Raw genomic sequence first — 14,461 nt, forward strand, 5'->3', positions numbered from 1 at the left:
CGCGGGATCTGGGCTGAGGAAGCTTGCCGCCGTACCCTTGGGGGTATGGGGTTGGGAAGATGTTTCCCGGACACAGCTCCGCCGCACACTGTCGTCCCACCCATACAAGGATCACAACGCCGAGACAGTCATGGCCGGTCACGAATTCTTCGAACCCGCGGACCGCAAGCGGCCGGTCGCCGATCCCACGGCGGCCGATCCCCTGGCGGCGGAAGAGACACGCCCTTCCTGCGATCCCGCCTTCAAGCACGGAGTCGTCGTCGGCTTCGACGGCTCCACGTCCAGTGAGCGCGCCCTCGCCTACGCGATCGGCATGGCCCATCGCTCCCGCTCGGGTCTGATCATCGTCCACGTCGCCAACCGGCTGCCCACCACGGTGTGGGCGGGGTGCGAGCCCCCCGTCTTCGTCGACGTGCCCGACCACCGCACCGAGGTCCTGGGTCTCGAGCTGGCCTGCGCGGACTATCTGGCCGAGGTGCCCTGGATCCTGGTCGAGCGCGGCGGCGACATCTGCCACGAGCTCGAAGAGGTGGGCCGGGAGTACGAGGCCGACGCGATCGTGGTCGGCTCCACGCACGGGATCGTCGGCCGGATCTTCGGCTCCGTCGCCGGCCGGCTCGCCAAGCGGGCGAAGCGGCCCGTGGTGGTCATCCCGTAGCCCGTACGCCCATCCCACTCACCGTCAACTTCCTTGCCGCAGCGCGAATCTACTGGCGCGTAGAGGTGTTTGTGCCTTTGTGAAGGGCATATATCGCTCACCACACAACGCGACGCGCTGCCGGCCGGGGGGTGACGGCCACCGGCCGAGGCAGCCGCGGGCCGGGGGACTGGGCGGCCCCGGCCCTCAAGGGAACGACCCCCTGTGCCGGTAGCGGCAGGGGGTCGTTCACATCACGGGCGGGGTGCGGGAGTTGCTACTCCACCGTCACGGACTTGGCCAGGTTGCGCGGCTTGTCGATGTCCCGGCCCAGCGTCAGGGCGGTGTGGTAGGCGAGGAGTTGCAGCGGAATGCCCATCAGGATCGGGTCCAGCTCGTCCTCGTTCTTCGGGACGACGATGGTCTGGTCGGCCTTCTCCTGCGGCTGGTGGGCCACGGCGAGGATCTTGCCGCTGCGGGCCTTGATCTCCTCCAGGGCCGCGCGGTTCTTCTCCAGTAGGTCGTCGTCCGGCACGATCGCGACGGTCGGCAGCGCGGGCTCGATCAGCGCGAGCGGGCCGTGCTTGAGCTCGGAGGCCGGGTAGGCCTCGGCGTGGATGTAGGAGACCTCCTTGAGCTTCAGGGAGGCCTCACGGGCCACCGGGTAGCCCCGGACGCGGCCGATGAAGAGCATCGAGCGGGCCTCGGCGTACTGCTCGGCCAGCTTCTTGACCTCCTCCTCCTGCTTGAGGATCTCGGAGATCTGCGCGGGCAGCTTCCGCAGGCCCTCGATGATCCGCTTGCCGTCGCGGACCGAGAGGTCACGGGTGCGGCCCAGGTGCAGGGCGAGCAGGGCGAAGGCGACCGTGGTGTTGGTGAAGCACTTGGTGGACACCACGCACACCTCGGGCCCGGCGTGCACGTAGATGCCGCCGTCCGCCTCGCGGGCGATCGCCGAGCCGACCACGTTGACCACGCCCAGCACCCGGGCGCCCTTGCGCTTCAGCTCCTGCACGGCGGCCAGCACGTCGTACGTCTCACCGGACTGCGAGACCGCGACGTACAGCGTGTCGGGGTCCACGACGGCGTTGCGGTAGCGGAACTCGGAGGCGGGCTCGGCGTCCGCGGGGATGCGGGCCAGCTCCTCGATCATCTGGGCGCCGATCATGCCCGCGTGGTACGAGGTGCCGCAGCCGAGGATCTTCACCCGGCGGATCTGGCGCGCCTCGCGGGCGTCCAGGTTCAGGCCGCCCAGGTGCACGGTGGAGAAGCGGTCGTCGATGCGGCCGCGCAGCACGCGGTCCACGGCGTCGGCCTGCTCGTGGATCTCCTTGTGCATGTAGGTGTCGTGGCCGCCCATGTCGTACGACTCGGCCTCCCACTCCACGGTGGTCGGCTCGGCGGTCGTACGCGTGCCCTCGGTGGTGTACGTCCGGAAGTCGTCGGCCTTGAGGGTGGCCATCTCGCCGTCGTCCAGCGTGACTATCTGCCGGGTGTGGGCGACCAGCGCGGCCACGTCGGAGGCGACGAACATCTCCTTCTCGCCGATGCCGAGGACCACCGGGGAGCCGTTTCGGGCCACCACGATGCGGTCGGAGAAGTCGGCGTGCATCACCGCGATGCCGTACGTGCCCTCGACGACCCGCAGGGTCTCGCGGACCTTGTCCTCCAGCTTCTCGGCCTGCGAGCGGGCGATGAGGTGGACGAGGACCTCGGTGTCGGTCTCGGAGAGGAACTCGACGCCGTCCGCCTCCAGCTTGCGGCGCAGGTCGGAGGCGTTGTCGATGATGCCGTTGTGCACGACGGCGACCTTGTTGTCGGCCGACATGTGCGGGTGGGCGTTCACGTCGGAGGGGGCGCCGTGGGTGGCCCAGCGGGTGTGGGCGATGCCGGTGGTGCCCTTGAACCGCGCCGGAACCTTGGCCTCCAGGTCACGGACCCGGCCCTTGGCCTTGACCATCTTCAGGCCGGCCGTCTTCGGGGAGGTGACGACGATGCCCGCGGAGTCGTAGCCGCGGTACTCCAGGCGCTGCAGGCCCTCCAGGAGCAGCGGGGCGACGTCACGCTTCCCGATGTATCCGACGATTCCGCACATATATACGTATCCCCAAGTCTCGGCTCAGCCGTAGACGATCCGCCGCAGTTGCCTGAGCGTGAGCTCGGGCGGCGCGACCGCACGGTATTTCAGGTCCGCCCCGATCCGTTCGAAGATCGCCGCGTTCACCAGGCCCTGGGCCTGGAGCTCGCGGTGGCGGCGACGGACGTAGTCCTCGGTCGTCTCGTCGAAATAGGCGAGCACGTCCTGGATCACCCGCAGCGCCTCGCCCCGGCTGAGGGGCGTGGACCGCGTGAGATGATCAACCAGTTCGTCGTGCACCCGGTAGATCCTGAGGTACGGGCGCCAGTTTCGCAAGAATCCTGCCCGATTTCGGGCAACAGACTGTTGAATCTCTTATGGGTGTCTGTTCGCAAGCTGTCCATACTGCGTCCTGCGCCTCGTTGCCCGGACGGACGAGTTTCAGACGCCATGGACATTCCTCGTATGGGAGTACCCGAGAAGCTGGCCGAGCGCATGAGCATGGCCGAGCAGCACGAATACCTGCGCGCCAGATTCTCGCGGCGCACCATGATCAGAGGCGGCGCCGTCACCCTGGGCGCCGTCACGGGTGGCGCATTCGTGACGGGCGGCACCGCCCAGGCCGCCGTCCCGACCCAGTCGACCGCCCCCGCCGTCGAGAAGGTCGACGGCTCGCTCGTCGCCCCCTTCGGCCGCCACCTCGCCTGGGGCAACGACCCCCGCACCGAGATCACCGTCTCCTGGCAGGTCCCGGTCGCGGTGCAGAAGCCCTTCATCCGCATCGGCGCCCACCCCTGGGACCTCTCCCGCAAGATCGAAGCCGAGGTCCGCACCCTCTACACCCCGGCAGGCGTCGGCGCGAGCGGCGACCACACGCAGTACTACGTGCACGCCAAGCTCACCCACCTGCGCCCCGGCAGGACGTACTACTACGGCGTCGGCCACCAGGGCTTCGACCCCGCCGAGCCGCACCTGCTGGGCACCCTCGGCACCTTCACCACCGCCCCCGCCCACAAGGCGCCGTTCACCTTCACGGCCTTCGGCGACCAGGGCGTCAGCTACCACGGCCTGGCCAACGACAGCCTGATCCTCGGCCAGGACCCGGCCTTCCACCTGCACGCCGGCGACATCGCCTACGCCGACCCGTCAGGCGCGGGCAAGACCGCCGACACCGGCTTCGACTCGCGGGTGTGGGACCAGTTCCTCGCCCAGACCGAGTCGGTCGCCAAGTCGGTTCCGTGGATGGTCTCCTACGGCAACCACGACATGGAGGCCTGGTACTCGCCCAACGGCTACGGCGGCGAGGAGGCCCGCTTCACGCTCCCCGACAACGGGCCGGACAAGAAGAACCTGCCGGGCGTCTACTCCTTCGTCTACGGCAACACGGCGATCATCTCGCTCGACCCCAACGACGTCTCCTTCGAGATCCCGGCCAACCTCGGCATCTCCGGCGGCACCCAGACCAAGTGGTTCGAGGCGCAGCTGAAGAAGTTCCGGGCGTCGAAGGACGTCGACTTCATCATCGTCTTCTTCCACCACTGCGCGTACTGCACCTCCACGGCGCACGCCTCGGAGGGGGGCGTGCGACAGGAGTGGGTGCCGCTGTTCGAGAAGTACACGGTCGACCTCGTCATCAACGGCCACAACCACCAGTACGAGCGCACCGACGTCATCAAGGGCAACGCGGTCGCCAAGAAGCTGCCGATCGGCGGCACGGCGTACTCGGAGACCGAGGGTGTGGTGTACGTGACGGCGGGCGCGGCGGGCCGGAGCCTGTACGCGTTCACCGCCCCGGACTCCTACGAGGGTCATGAGCACGAGGTGGACTCCGTCGCCTCGTTCGTCAACCTCAAGGACGGCAAGCAGAACGAGACGGTCGCCTGGTCCCGGGTGCGCTACCTCAACTACTCGTTCCTGCGGGTGGACGTCTCTCCCGCGCCGAAGGGCCACTTCGCCACGCTGAAGGTCCGGGGCATCGCCGAGACCGGTGACCGGATCGACCACTTCACGGTGGCACGCAAGGCCAAGTAGGCATCCATCAGCGGTCTCCGGTCTCCGGCCGTGGGCCGGTACAGGCGGTCCTCACATCCGTTTGAGGACCGCTTGTTTGGCCACCCCGAACTCCTCGTCCGTCAGCACCCCCGTGCGGTGCAGCTCGCCCAGCTCCCGCAGCCGCCGCAGCAGGGCGTCGTGGTCGTCCTCGGCGGGGGACGAGGTGAGCTGCTCGGGCAGCCGCGGTGCCTCCGGTCGTACTTCCGTCTCACCGGCCGCCGACGGATGCGGCAGCCGCGCCTGCACCGCCGCCGCGACCAGGGCCATCAGCGGGTCCTTCTTGAAGCCCCACAGCTCCACGGCGTTGGGGTCGTACTTCGGCGGCGCCTTGGTGGGCGCGCCCCGCACCACGAACCGCAGATGGCCGTTCTCCAGCCCGGCCGCCGGGTGCCACTCGACAGCGGTGATCTCGGCGACGGGGATCGTACGGGCGCCGGCGGCGGCCTTGGCGTCCTCCGTCTTCCAGTTCCACTCCAGACGTACGCGGTCGCCGTCGAAGCTCGCCGTGCCGTCCCCGGCGGAGGCCGAGAGCGGCACGGACGGCCCGGGCAGCAGGTACCCGGTCACGGGGTCGGCCGGGACCTCGTCCAGCAGCAGGGCGTCCCGGACCTCGTCCACGAGGTACTCGGCGACGCCGTACCGGTCCGGCTCCACGGCCAGTTGGTAGGGGTCGTGGGGTTCGGTGAGCCGGCCCCCGGTCGCGTGCAGCAGCGGGTCGGCGCCGTCCCGCAGCCGCAGCCTCAGCCGCCCCGACTTCCTGCCCTGCTCGAAGGAGACTCCGGCCAACGCGCCCAGGGGGACGACGAGTTCGCCCAGGGTCTTGCGCAGCAGGCTGACGTTCTTGTCCCGTCCGGGGGTCAGCCGCAGGGCGTCGCCGTCGAAGACCCAAGTGCCGTCCTTCTGGATGATTTCCGCCATGCGGGGATTGTTTCACCGGATCCTCGGGTGCCCGCCCGCGCGCTCAGAACCCGGCGAGGGGGTTCTTCAGGTTCCCGATGAGCTGGAGGGCGCCCGAGGGGTCCGCCAGGTCCACCATCTGCTCGTTGTTGCGCAGTTGCAGCCGGTTGAGGCAGGACAGCGCGAACTCGGGGGCGAACATGTCGTACTGCCGGAACCTGTCGGCGAGTTCGGGTGTCGCCTCCTGGTACTCGCGGGTGACCTCGGCGACCGTGCGCCAGAAGTCGCCCTCCTCCAGGATCCCCTCGGTGGCCAGGATGGCGGCCAGGAAGCGGAAGAAGCAGTCGAAGACGTCCGTGAAGACGGACAGGAGCTTCGTCTCCTCGGGGACCTCGACCCGGATCCGCCGGACCTCGGGCGGCAGCACCGCGTCCGGGTCCATGACCGCGATCTCCTCGGCGATGTCCTTGTAGACCGCCCGCCGCACCACGCCGTCCTTCAAAACCAGGATGACGTTCTCGCCGTGCGGCATGAAGACCAGGTCGTAGGCGTAGAAGCTGTGCAGCAGCGGGGTGTAGTAGGCCCGCAGGTAGTGCCGCAGCCACTCGGCGGGGGCCATCCCGGACCGCTCGATCAGGGCGCCCGTGAAGGACGCGCCCTCGTGGTCCACGTGCAGCAGCGAGGCCATGGTGGCCAGGGACTCGCCCTCCTGGAGCGAGGGCACCGGGCTCTCCCGCCACAGCGCGGCCAGCATCTTGCGGTACGGCGAGTAGCGGTCCGTCGCCTGCTCGTACTCCAGGTGCCGGTAGCCGACGGCCGCCCGCTCCCGGATGATCGACAGGCCGGCCGACTTCAGCACCGGGTCGTTGTCGATGAGCTGGGCGAGCCAGTCGTTGATGGCCGGGGTCGCCTCCATGTAGGCGGCGGACAGGCCGCGCATGAAGCCCATGTTGAGGACGGACAGGGCCGTCTTCACATAGTGCTTCTCGGGGTGCGAGGTGTTGAAGAAGGTCCGGATGGACTGCTGGGCCAGATACTCGTCGTCGCCCTCGCCCAGGCAGACCAGGTGCCGGCGGGCGACCTCGGCGGCGAAGGTGACCGTGAGCTTGTTCCACCACTGCCAGGGGTGCACGGGGATGAGGAGGTAGTCGGCCGGGTCGAGGCCCTGTCCGGTGAGCGTGGCCCGGAAACGATTCAGCGTGGACTCGCCCAGCTCCTTCCGCAGGAACGACTCGTACTCGATCCCGGCCCCGGCCGTGAACGCCGCCCGCGACCGGTGCGCCGCCAGCCACACCAGCCGGACCGGGCTCGCGGTCTCGGGGGCGTAGGACAGGTACTCGTGGACGCCGAACCCGAGCCGCCCGTTGTTGGCCACGAAACAGGGGTGGCCCTCGGTCATGCCGGTCTCGACGGCCTGGAACCCGCTGCCGGCCAGCTCGGCGGCCGGGGTCTGCGGCTTGGTGAGCTTGTAGCAGGTCCCGGAGAGGGTGGAGGAGATCTCCTCCAGGTACACCGGGAGGATCTCGTCGCTCAGGCCCAGTGACTGCCGCAGCTCGATGAAGAAGTCCAGGGCGGCGAGGGGGAGTTCGGTGTCGTCGCGGTGGCGGGTGATCGAGTCGGCGTCGACCTGCCAGTGGTCGAGGGCGCGGCGGACGGCGGTGAAGCGGTAGCGGGTGAGGCCGTCGTCGCTGCGGACGACGTACGTGTCCCCGTCCGCCTCCGGCGCGATCAGGCGTTCGTGCGCGAACTCGGCGAGTGCCTTGCGTATCAGGAGGCGGTTGGCCTTCTCCCAGCGCTCGGGGGAGAGGTGGGCCACGGCGTCGGCGAGGCTCATGCGGCCACCCCCGTCGCGGCGACGAACTGCTCACGGGTGCAGAAGCTCAGCAACGCCTTCTTCTCCGGCTTCTGGATCTCCCGGTCGGGCACGAACCCGACGGCTTCGTTCAGGGCGTGCACGGCCTTGTTGCGGACGTCCGGTTCGACGACCACGCGGGTGGTCGCCGGGTCCTCGAAGAGGTGCGCCATCACGGCGGTGATGACCGCCCGCGTGAACCCGTGCACGGGCGTGTCGGTCGGCGCGACCAGGAAGTGCATCCCGACGTCGCCGGGCCGGGGCTCGTACAGCCCGACCAGCTCGCGGTGGGCGGGGTCGTACTTCTCCATCAGGAACGCCGGGGTGCCCTCGTGCAGCCCCAGCAGGGCGTGGTGGTGCTCGTCGGCCGCGATCTCCATGTAAGCGCGCTCGACGTCCTCCAGCTTGGCGTCCTGCATCATCCAGAACGCCGCCTTCGGATGCGTGACCCAGCCGTGCAGCAGCTCGGCGTCCTTCAGGGGGTCGAGGGGGCGGATCGTGAAGGTCATACGGCGAACTCCTGGAACGCGATCGTCTTCTCGACCGGGTAGTACTCGGTGCCGAGCAGCTCACGGATGATGTACGCGTTGCGGTACGGGCCCATGCCCAGGTCGGGGCTGGTGATGCTGTGGGTGTGGACGCCGGCGTTCTGCAGGAAGACGCCGCGGCCGGTCACGTCGACGGCGTAGTTGCGGGCGACGTCGAAGTTGCCCTGCGAGTCGTAGCGCAGCCGGTCGCGGACCGGCTTCAGGAACTCCGGTTCGGCGTACTTGTAGCCGGTGGCCAGGACGAGGCCCTGGGAGCTCAGCTCGTAGTCCTTCTCCTGCTCCTCCTGACGGAAGGAGAGGGTGTACGTGCCGTCCTCGTACCGCGCGCCGTTCAGCGAGGAGTTGGTGAGCAGGCGGGTGGGGACCGGGCCGCCGAGGTTCTTCTGGTAGAGCAGGTCGAAGATCTCGTTGATGAGGTCGCCGTCGATGCCCTTGAAGAGGCCCTTCTGCTCGGCCGTGAGCCGGTAGCGGGTCCGCTCCGGCAGGGCGTGGTAGTAGTCGACGTACTCCGGGCTCGTCATCTCCAGCGTGAGCTTGGTGTACTCCAGCGGGAAGAAGCGCGGGGAGCGGGTCACCCAGTTCAGCCGGTACCCGTGGACGTCGATCTCGCTGAGCAGGTCGTGGTAGATCTCGGCGGCGGACTGGCCGCTGCCGACCAGGGTGATGGACTCCTTGCGCTGGAGCTCGGCCTTGTGGGCGAGGTAGCGGGAGTTGTGGATGAAGTCGCCGCCGAGGTCGCGGCAGGCCTCGGGGATGTGGGGCGGGGTGCCGGTACCCAGGACCAGGTGCCGGGCGCGGAACGTCTCGCCGGACTCGGTGCGCACGACGTACACCTCGTCCTCGTACGTCACCTCGGTCACGGTCGTGCTGAACCGGATGCTGCTCAGCTTGCCCGCGGCCCAGCGGCAGTAGTCGTCGTACTCGATCCGCAGCGGGTAGAAGTTCTCCCGGATGTAGAACGAGTACAGTCTGCCCTTCTCCTTCAGGTAGTTGAGGAAGGAGTACGGGGACGTGGGGTCGGCCAGGGTGACCAGGTCCGACATGAACGGGGTCTGGAGATGGGCGCCGTCGAGGAACATGCCGGCGTGCCACTCGAAGTCGGGCTTCGACTCCAGGAAGACGCCGCTGAGTTCGGCGATCGGCTCGGTGAGGCAGGCGAGGCCGAGGTTGAAGGGGCCGAGCCCGATCCCCACGAAGTCATAGGTGTCGGTCGGGGCTTCAGGACGCGCGGTCAAGGGACTCTCCCAGGTACTGCTCGGCGTGGCCGGCGATCAGGTCGAGGACGGCGGCGATGTCGGCCGGCGTCGTCTCGGGGTTGAGCAGGGTGAACTTCAGGTAGTGGCGGCCGTCGACCTTGGTGCCCGCGACCACCGCGTCGCCGGAGGCGAACAGGGCCTTGCGGGCGTGCAGGTTGGCGCGGTCGATCTCGGCCGGGTCGGTGACGGCCGCCGGGACGTAACGGAAGACGAGGGTGGAGAGGGACGGCTCGACGACGACGTCGAAGCGGGGGTCCGCGGCGAGCAGCTCCCAGCCCTCGGCGGCCAGGTCGCAGACCTCGTCGAAGAGCTCGCCGATGCCGTCGGCGCCCATGGTGCGCAGGGTCATCCACAGCTTGAGGGCGTCGAAGCGGCGGGTGGTCTGCAGGGACTTGTCGACCTGGTTGGGGATGCGTTCCTGCACCATGCGGCGGGGGTTGAGGTACTCCGCGTGGTAGGTGGCGTGCCGGAGGGTGGCCGCGTCCCGTACCAGCACGGCGGACGAACTCACCGGCTGGAAGAAGGACTTGTGGTAGTCGACCGTGACCGAGTCGGCGCGCTCGATGCCGTCGATGCGGTCCCGGTACTTGAGGGAGGCGAGCAGTCCGCAGCCGTAGGCCGCGTCCACGTGCATCCACGCACCGAACTGGGCGCACAGCTCGGCGATCTCGGGCAGCGGGTCGATGGAGCCGAAGTCGGTGGTGCCTGCCGTGGCGACGACGGCCATGGGGATCAGACCGTCCCTCTCGCAGCGCTCCAGCTCGTGGGCGAGCGCGACGGTCTGCATGCGCTTGTCGTGGTCGACGGGGATGGAGACGACCGCGTCCTGGCCGAGGCCCAGCAGTTTCGCGGACTTCTTCACGCTGAAGTGGCTGACCTCGGAGGCGAAGATACGCAGTTCGGCGAGGCTTTCCGGGTACTCCCGCCCCGACCGCCCCGGCTTCGCCTCCTCGCGGGCGAGCAGCAGCGCCTGGAGGTTGGACTGGGTGCCGCCGGAGGTGAACACGCCGTCGGCGGAGGGGCCGAGGCCGATCCGGGCGGCCGTCCAGTCGATCAGCCTGCGCTCGATGAGGGTGCCGCCGGCCGACTGGTCCCAGGTGTCGAGGGAGGAGTTGACGGCGGAGAGCACCGCTTCGCCGAGTACCGCCGGGATGACCACCGGGCAGTTGAGGTGGGCGAGGTAGCGGGGGTGGTGGAAGTAGACCGCGTCCCGGAGGTAGACCTCTTCCAGCTCGTCCAGCACCGCGGTGGTGTCGTGCAGCGGGCGGTCGAGGTCGATCTCGTCGATCCGGGGCGCGAGGGCGTCGACCGTGACGCCGGTGAACGGACGGTCGGTGGTGGCGAGTTTGGCCGCCACCCGCTCGACTCCTTCGGTCACGGAGCGGCGGTAGTGCTCCGCGGTGAGGTCATTGAGCAGGTGCGAGCGCATGTGGGGGCCCTCCGGGGGACGATCCGTGCGGGATTCAACTTAGGTTAGCCTAACCTAAGTTGGGGGTCCGGAAGCCTGCCCCTCCCGTGACCGCCGTCACTCCAGGCGCGGTTACTCCGACGCCCTCAGCTGCTCCTCGGTCATCCCCTGCCGCCAGTAACCGACGAAGGTGACGCACCGGCGGTCGATCCCGCGCTCGCCGACGAAGTGCCGGCGCAGCTCCTTGACCCGCCCGGACTCGCCCGCGATCCACACGTACGGCCGCTCGGCGTCCGGGAGGCGCGCGGCCCGTACGGTGTCGACGGCCATGGGGGCGCCCTCGTCGCGTACGAGCCATGTGAGGTCCACGTCCGCCCGCGTGGGGATGTCCTGGACGTCCCCGGCGTGCGGCACCTCCAGCCACACCCGGGCGCGGGTGCCGGTCGGCAGGGACTCCAGAACGGCGCAGGCGGCGGGTACGGCGCTCTCGTCGCCCCACATCACCACCAGGTCGGTCCCCTCCGGCGGCCGGAAGCGGATCGCGCGGTTGTCGGCGATCGCCGGGCCGAGCAGCAGCACGCGGTCGCCGGGGACGGCACGGGCGGCCCACCGCGAGGCGGGCCCCGACGGACTGTGCAGCGCGAAGTCGATGTCCACCTCGTCGGGGCCGCGGCGCAGCGCCCGAAGGGTGTACGAGCGCATCACCGCCCGTGTGTCGTCCGGCAGTTCACGCCAGCCCTGCCACCAGCCGTCACCGAGCTCGATGGGCACGGCGGGCTCGCTCTGTCCCGGATGCGGCAGGAACAGGGACAGCGACTGGTCCCGGCCGTCGGAGTGGAACGCGTGCAGGTCGGGCCCCCCGAAGGTGACCCGGACGAGAGACGGGCCGAGCCGCCTCGTCGTCACCACCTGAAGGGAGAAGAAGCGGAACGGGGCGGCTACGGCGGTAGTCATGTGTGCTCCTGAGTGGTCGTCAGGGGGCCGGGTGACGCGGCCAGGGGGCGCGGGGAACTGCGCGACCAGCCAAGGCCGACCGGCAGTCCACCGACTACCTAGCTGACCTTCTTCGCCTTTTCGATCGCCGCCGCCAACTCCTCGAGCAGAGGGGCGCACTTGTCGTACGAGAGGATCGGCTCGGGGTTGCGGGCGATGACCTGCCCCGCCTTCACCGCGGGGAGCTTCTTCCAGGTGCCCTCGGTGATGTCGGCGGGCTGGATCGCCGAGGTGCGGTTGTCCATCATGATGATGTCCGCGTCGTACTTGTCGACGTTCTCCCAGCTCAGCGACTCGTACCAGCCGCCGCCCTTGGCCTTGGCCTTCTCCGGGGGCTCGACGAGGTTCACGCCGAGGGCCTTGAAGTACTCCAGGTCGATGGAGAGGTTGCTGCCGGAGACGTAGAACAGGTCCTGGCTGGCGGAACCGGCCAGCACCTTGATGCCGGGCTTGGCCTTGGCGGCGGCGCGCAGCCGGGCGGCGGCGTCCTCGAAGCGCTTCTTGGCCTCGGTGACCTTGCTGGAAGTGGTGTCCGCGCCGAGGGACTTGGCGAGCGCCAGCATGCGCTGGAGCGGCTCGGTCAGCTGGCGGTCGTAGACGGAGATGCCGACGGACGGGGCGCCGACGGCGAGGATCTTCTTCTTCGACTCGTCCGGGACGTACCAGAGGGTCCCGGCGTCGTCGAACATCGTGGAGATGAGGACGTCCGGGGTGAGGGCCGCGTACTTCTCGATGTTGAACTGGCCCCACTCGTTGCCGAGGACCGTCACCTTGCTGACGTCCATGTCGCCGGCCTGCACGTCGGCCTTGCCGTCCTTGGTCTTCGTCGGGCCGAAGACGCCCTTGGCCTGGATGCCGTAGTCGTACAGCGCGGCGGCGACGCCGACGAACGCGACGATGTTCGCCGGGGCCTTGTCGGCCTTGGCGGTCGTGCCCCGGTCGTCCTTGAAGGACCAGGGCCCCGACTTGCCCGCCGCCGTCCCCTTGTCCGAGCCGCCGCTTTTCCCGTCGTCGTCCCCGCAGGCCGCGAGCGCGGCCCCGAGGCCGAGAGCACCGCCCGCGGCGAGGATGCCGCGACGGGTGAGGTGGGTGGCACGGGCATTGGACATGGGTATGACTGCTTTCGAACGGGGCGGAGCGCCCGCCGGACAGGTTCCAAGGTAGGTTAGCCTAACCTCAGCTGATGTCCAGAGGGTGGCCGCTACGGCCGACGAAGCGTCAGAACTTGTAGTTGGTGACGACGGCGTTGCCGAAGACGTCGTACACCGACGCGTAGCCTTCCTTCGTCGAGTTCTTCCAGACGGCGAAGGCCTTGACGATCGCGGCGGCAGCGGCCTGAGGGTCCTTCACCGGTGTCTTCCCGCCGTTGATGTCCGTGGAGATGTAGGCGTTGCCCGTCTGGTCGTTCCACTCACCGATGATGCGGTCCACGCGCGGGGCGGCAGCCTTCTGCTGGGCGGTTCCGTGGTCCTTGACCCAGGACCGGAACTCCTCGGCGTTCTTCTTCGACTGTGCCTTGTCGGTATCGGTCGGCAGTTTTTCCACGACCCCGATCTTGTCCGGCTTAGCGGTGTCCTCGGCGGAGCAGGCGGCGGTCCCGGCGACCAGGACGGCACCGATTGCGAGAACGGCTGCGATGTGGGGGGTGCGCTTCACGGGGGTCTCCATCGGATTACGTTGGTCAGACGTGTATGCCACGGTACCGGCACCCTGATTGCGGGGTGCCGGTACCGTCGAGATCAAATGTCAGAACTTGATGGCGTCAGCCCTGTCGTTCCAGCTGCCGCCGTAGGTGTAGTCGATGTCGGAGAAATGCGCGTAGAGGCTGTAGCCCGCCCCCAGGAAAAGATGGGGATCCGGCATGCCGGTGCGGAAGTCGTACAGTTCGACACCGCGCTGCGGCCGGTTCACGAACGCGGAACTCGCCTTGTCCCGGAACGAGGGCGAGTACTGGTCGAGGTGGCGGGTCTTGGCCTCCGAATAGGTCGGCCACTGCAGGCGCCGGCCGGCGAAGTTGGCGTCCTGCCACAGGCACACGTAGGAGGCGGGGCAGGCCGAGTATCCGGTGGCCGCGACCGCCTGCATGGTCTGCTTCGGGCTCGTCAGCGCCCGCTTCGCGCCGGCCCGGGCCTGGGCCGTGGGCGCGTGGGCCGCGAGGTACTTGTTGGACGCGGTGTCGTTGTCGAAGCACTTCATCGTGCCGTCCTCCGACACCTCGACGCAGACGTTCGCGCCCTTCCAGTCGGACGCCGGGTCGATCTTCTCGCCCTCGTAGTACATGTCCACCTTGTCGGTGGAGCCCGGCGCCGTGTGGACTTCCTGCTCCTGCTCGGGAGTGAGGACACCGGTGACGATGTCGGAGGCCGAACCGGGATCGTCGGCGGCCAGTGACGGAGTGGCGGCGAGGCCGGTCAGCGTCAGAGAACCGATGGCCGCGATGGTCAGAATGGCGCGTATGCGCACAATACCCCCTGGTTTCAGTTGCGCATGGCGGGAAATGAGAACACGTCGAAACGTCCGGGCGGTGAGTGTCGAATCCTGACCCGGAGCGGAGCGTGGTAATCGCGGCGGACTAGCGCGAGCCGCCTAATGAAATGTCGCTCAAGACGTGTCTCCCCCGTTTTCCCTTCCGGTCCCTGCACAGTCTCGTTGGTCAGCGAATGACGGAACAGGTGATCGGAATCGGGCCAGAATCTAACACAGGCGCAACTGCCCTGCAATCAAGTTGGATTGCCTCCCGG

At 68.7% G+C, this 14,461-nt stretch carries 13 protein-coding genes; 2 read left to right on the forward strand and 11 right to left on the reverse strand.

Translation table 11 applies throughout. The annotated features are described in order from the left end of the window. Positions 1-130: 130 nt before the first annotated feature. Complete coding sequence (locus ACZ7L0_RS12430; protein WP_471242396.1) at positions 131-658, forward strand: universal stress protein; 528 nt, start codon at positions 131-133, stop codon at positions 656-658. Between the two features lie 256 nt (positions 659-914). On the opposite strand, the gene glmS is transcribed toward ACZ7L0_RS12430, so the two are convergent. Together glmS and ACZ7L0_RS12440 are read right to left on the reverse strand one after the other, a co-directional pair. Further along, complete coding sequence (gene glmS / locus ACZ7L0_RS12435; protein WP_471242397.1) at positions 915-2,732, reverse strand: glutamine--fructose-6-phosphate transaminase (isomerizing); 1,818 nt, start codon at positions 2,730-2,732, stop codon at positions 915-917. 24 nt (positions 2,733-2,756) lie between these two features. After that, complete coding sequence (locus ACZ7L0_RS12440; RefSeq protein ID WP_355931321.1) at positions 2,757-3,014, reverse strand: hypothetical protein; 258 nt, start codon at positions 3,012-3,014, stop codon at positions 2,757-2,759. 165 nt (positions 3,015-3,179) lie between these two features. On the opposite strand from ACZ7L0_RS12440, the gene ACZ7L0_RS12445 reads away from it, so the two are divergent. Continuing rightward, on the forward strand, positions 3,180-4,745 hold the full coding sequence (locus ACZ7L0_RS12445) for a purple acid phosphatase family protein (RefSeq protein ID WP_471242398.1): 1,566 nt from the start codon (positions 3,180-3,182) through the stop codon (positions 4,743-4,745). 51 nt (positions 4,746-4,796) lie between these two features. Here ACZ7L0_RS12445 and ACZ7L0_RS12450 read toward each other — a convergent pair whose 3' ends face one another. The 9 genes from ACZ7L0_RS12450 to ACZ7L0_RS12490 form a co-directional block, all read right to left on the reverse strand. Continuing rightward, positions 4,797-5,684: a DUF4429 domain-containing protein gene (locus ACZ7L0_RS12450; protein ID WP_471242399.1), complete on the reverse strand. Its 888-nt coding sequence runs from the start codon at positions 5,682-5,684 to the stop codon at positions 4,797-4,799. A 43-nt stretch (positions 5,685-5,727) separates the two neighbouring features. Then, complete coding sequence (locus ACZ7L0_RS12455) at positions 5,728-7,497, reverse strand: IucA/IucC family protein (RefSeq protein ID WP_471242400.1); 1,770 nt, start codon at positions 7,495-7,497, stop codon at positions 5,728-5,730. Further along, the gene (locus ACZ7L0_RS12460; protein ID WP_471242401.1) at positions 7,494-8,024 is read right to left on the reverse strand and encodes a GNAT family N-acetyltransferase; all 531 of its coding nucleotides are present in this window, start codon (positions 8,022-8,024) and stop codon (positions 7,494-7,496) included. The genes ACZ7L0_RS12455 and ACZ7L0_RS12460 overlap by 4 nt, the downstream gene beginning before the upstream one ends. Next, positions 8,021-9,298 (reverse strand): lysine N(6)-hydroxylase/L-ornithine N(5)-oxygenase family protein, encoded by a 1,278-nt coding sequence (locus ACZ7L0_RS12465; protein WP_471242402.1) that lies wholly within the window; start codon positions 9,296-9,298, stop codon positions 8,021-8,023. Before ACZ7L0_RS12465 ends, ACZ7L0_RS12460 begins: the two co-directional genes overlap by 4 nt. After that, the gene (desA, locus tag ACZ7L0_RS12470; RefSeq protein ID WP_471242403.1) at positions 9,282-10,748 is read right to left on the reverse strand and encodes a lysine decarboxylase DesA; all 1,467 of its coding nucleotides are present in this window, start codon (positions 10,746-10,748) and stop codon (positions 9,282-9,284) included. The genes ACZ7L0_RS12465 and desA overlap by 17 nt, the downstream gene beginning before the upstream one ends. A 111-nt stretch (positions 10,749-10,859) precedes the next feature. Continuing rightward, positions 10,860-11,681 carry a siderophore-interacting protein gene (locus ACZ7L0_RS12475; protein ID WP_471242404.1) on the reverse strand — a complete coding sequence of 274 codons (822 nt, stop codon included), beginning with the start codon at positions 11,679-11,681 and terminating at the stop codon, positions 10,860-10,862. Positions 11,682-11,779: 98 nt separating this feature from the next. Continuing rightward, positions 11,780-12,829: an ABC transporter substrate-binding protein gene (locus ACZ7L0_RS12480; protein WP_471242405.1), complete on the reverse strand. Its 1,050-nt coding sequence runs from the start codon at positions 12,827-12,829 to the stop codon at positions 11,780-11,782. Between the two features lie 109 nt (positions 12,830-12,938). Beyond that, positions 12,939-13,376, reverse strand: a complete 438-nt coding sequence (locus tag ACZ7L0_RS12485) for a hypothetical protein (RefSeq protein WP_471242406.1) — start codon at positions 13,374-13,376, stop codon at positions 12,939-12,941. Between the two features lie 90 nt (positions 13,377-13,466). Then, positions 13,467-14,183 (reverse strand): peptidase inhibitor family I36 protein, encoded by a 717-nt coding sequence (locus tag ACZ7L0_RS12490; RefSeq protein WP_471242407.1) that lies wholly within the window; start codon positions 14,181-14,183, stop codon positions 13,467-13,469. Positions 14,184-14,461: the final 278 nt, after the last annotated feature.

This window comes from Streptomyces sp. NPDC039424, from assembly GCF_055639495.1.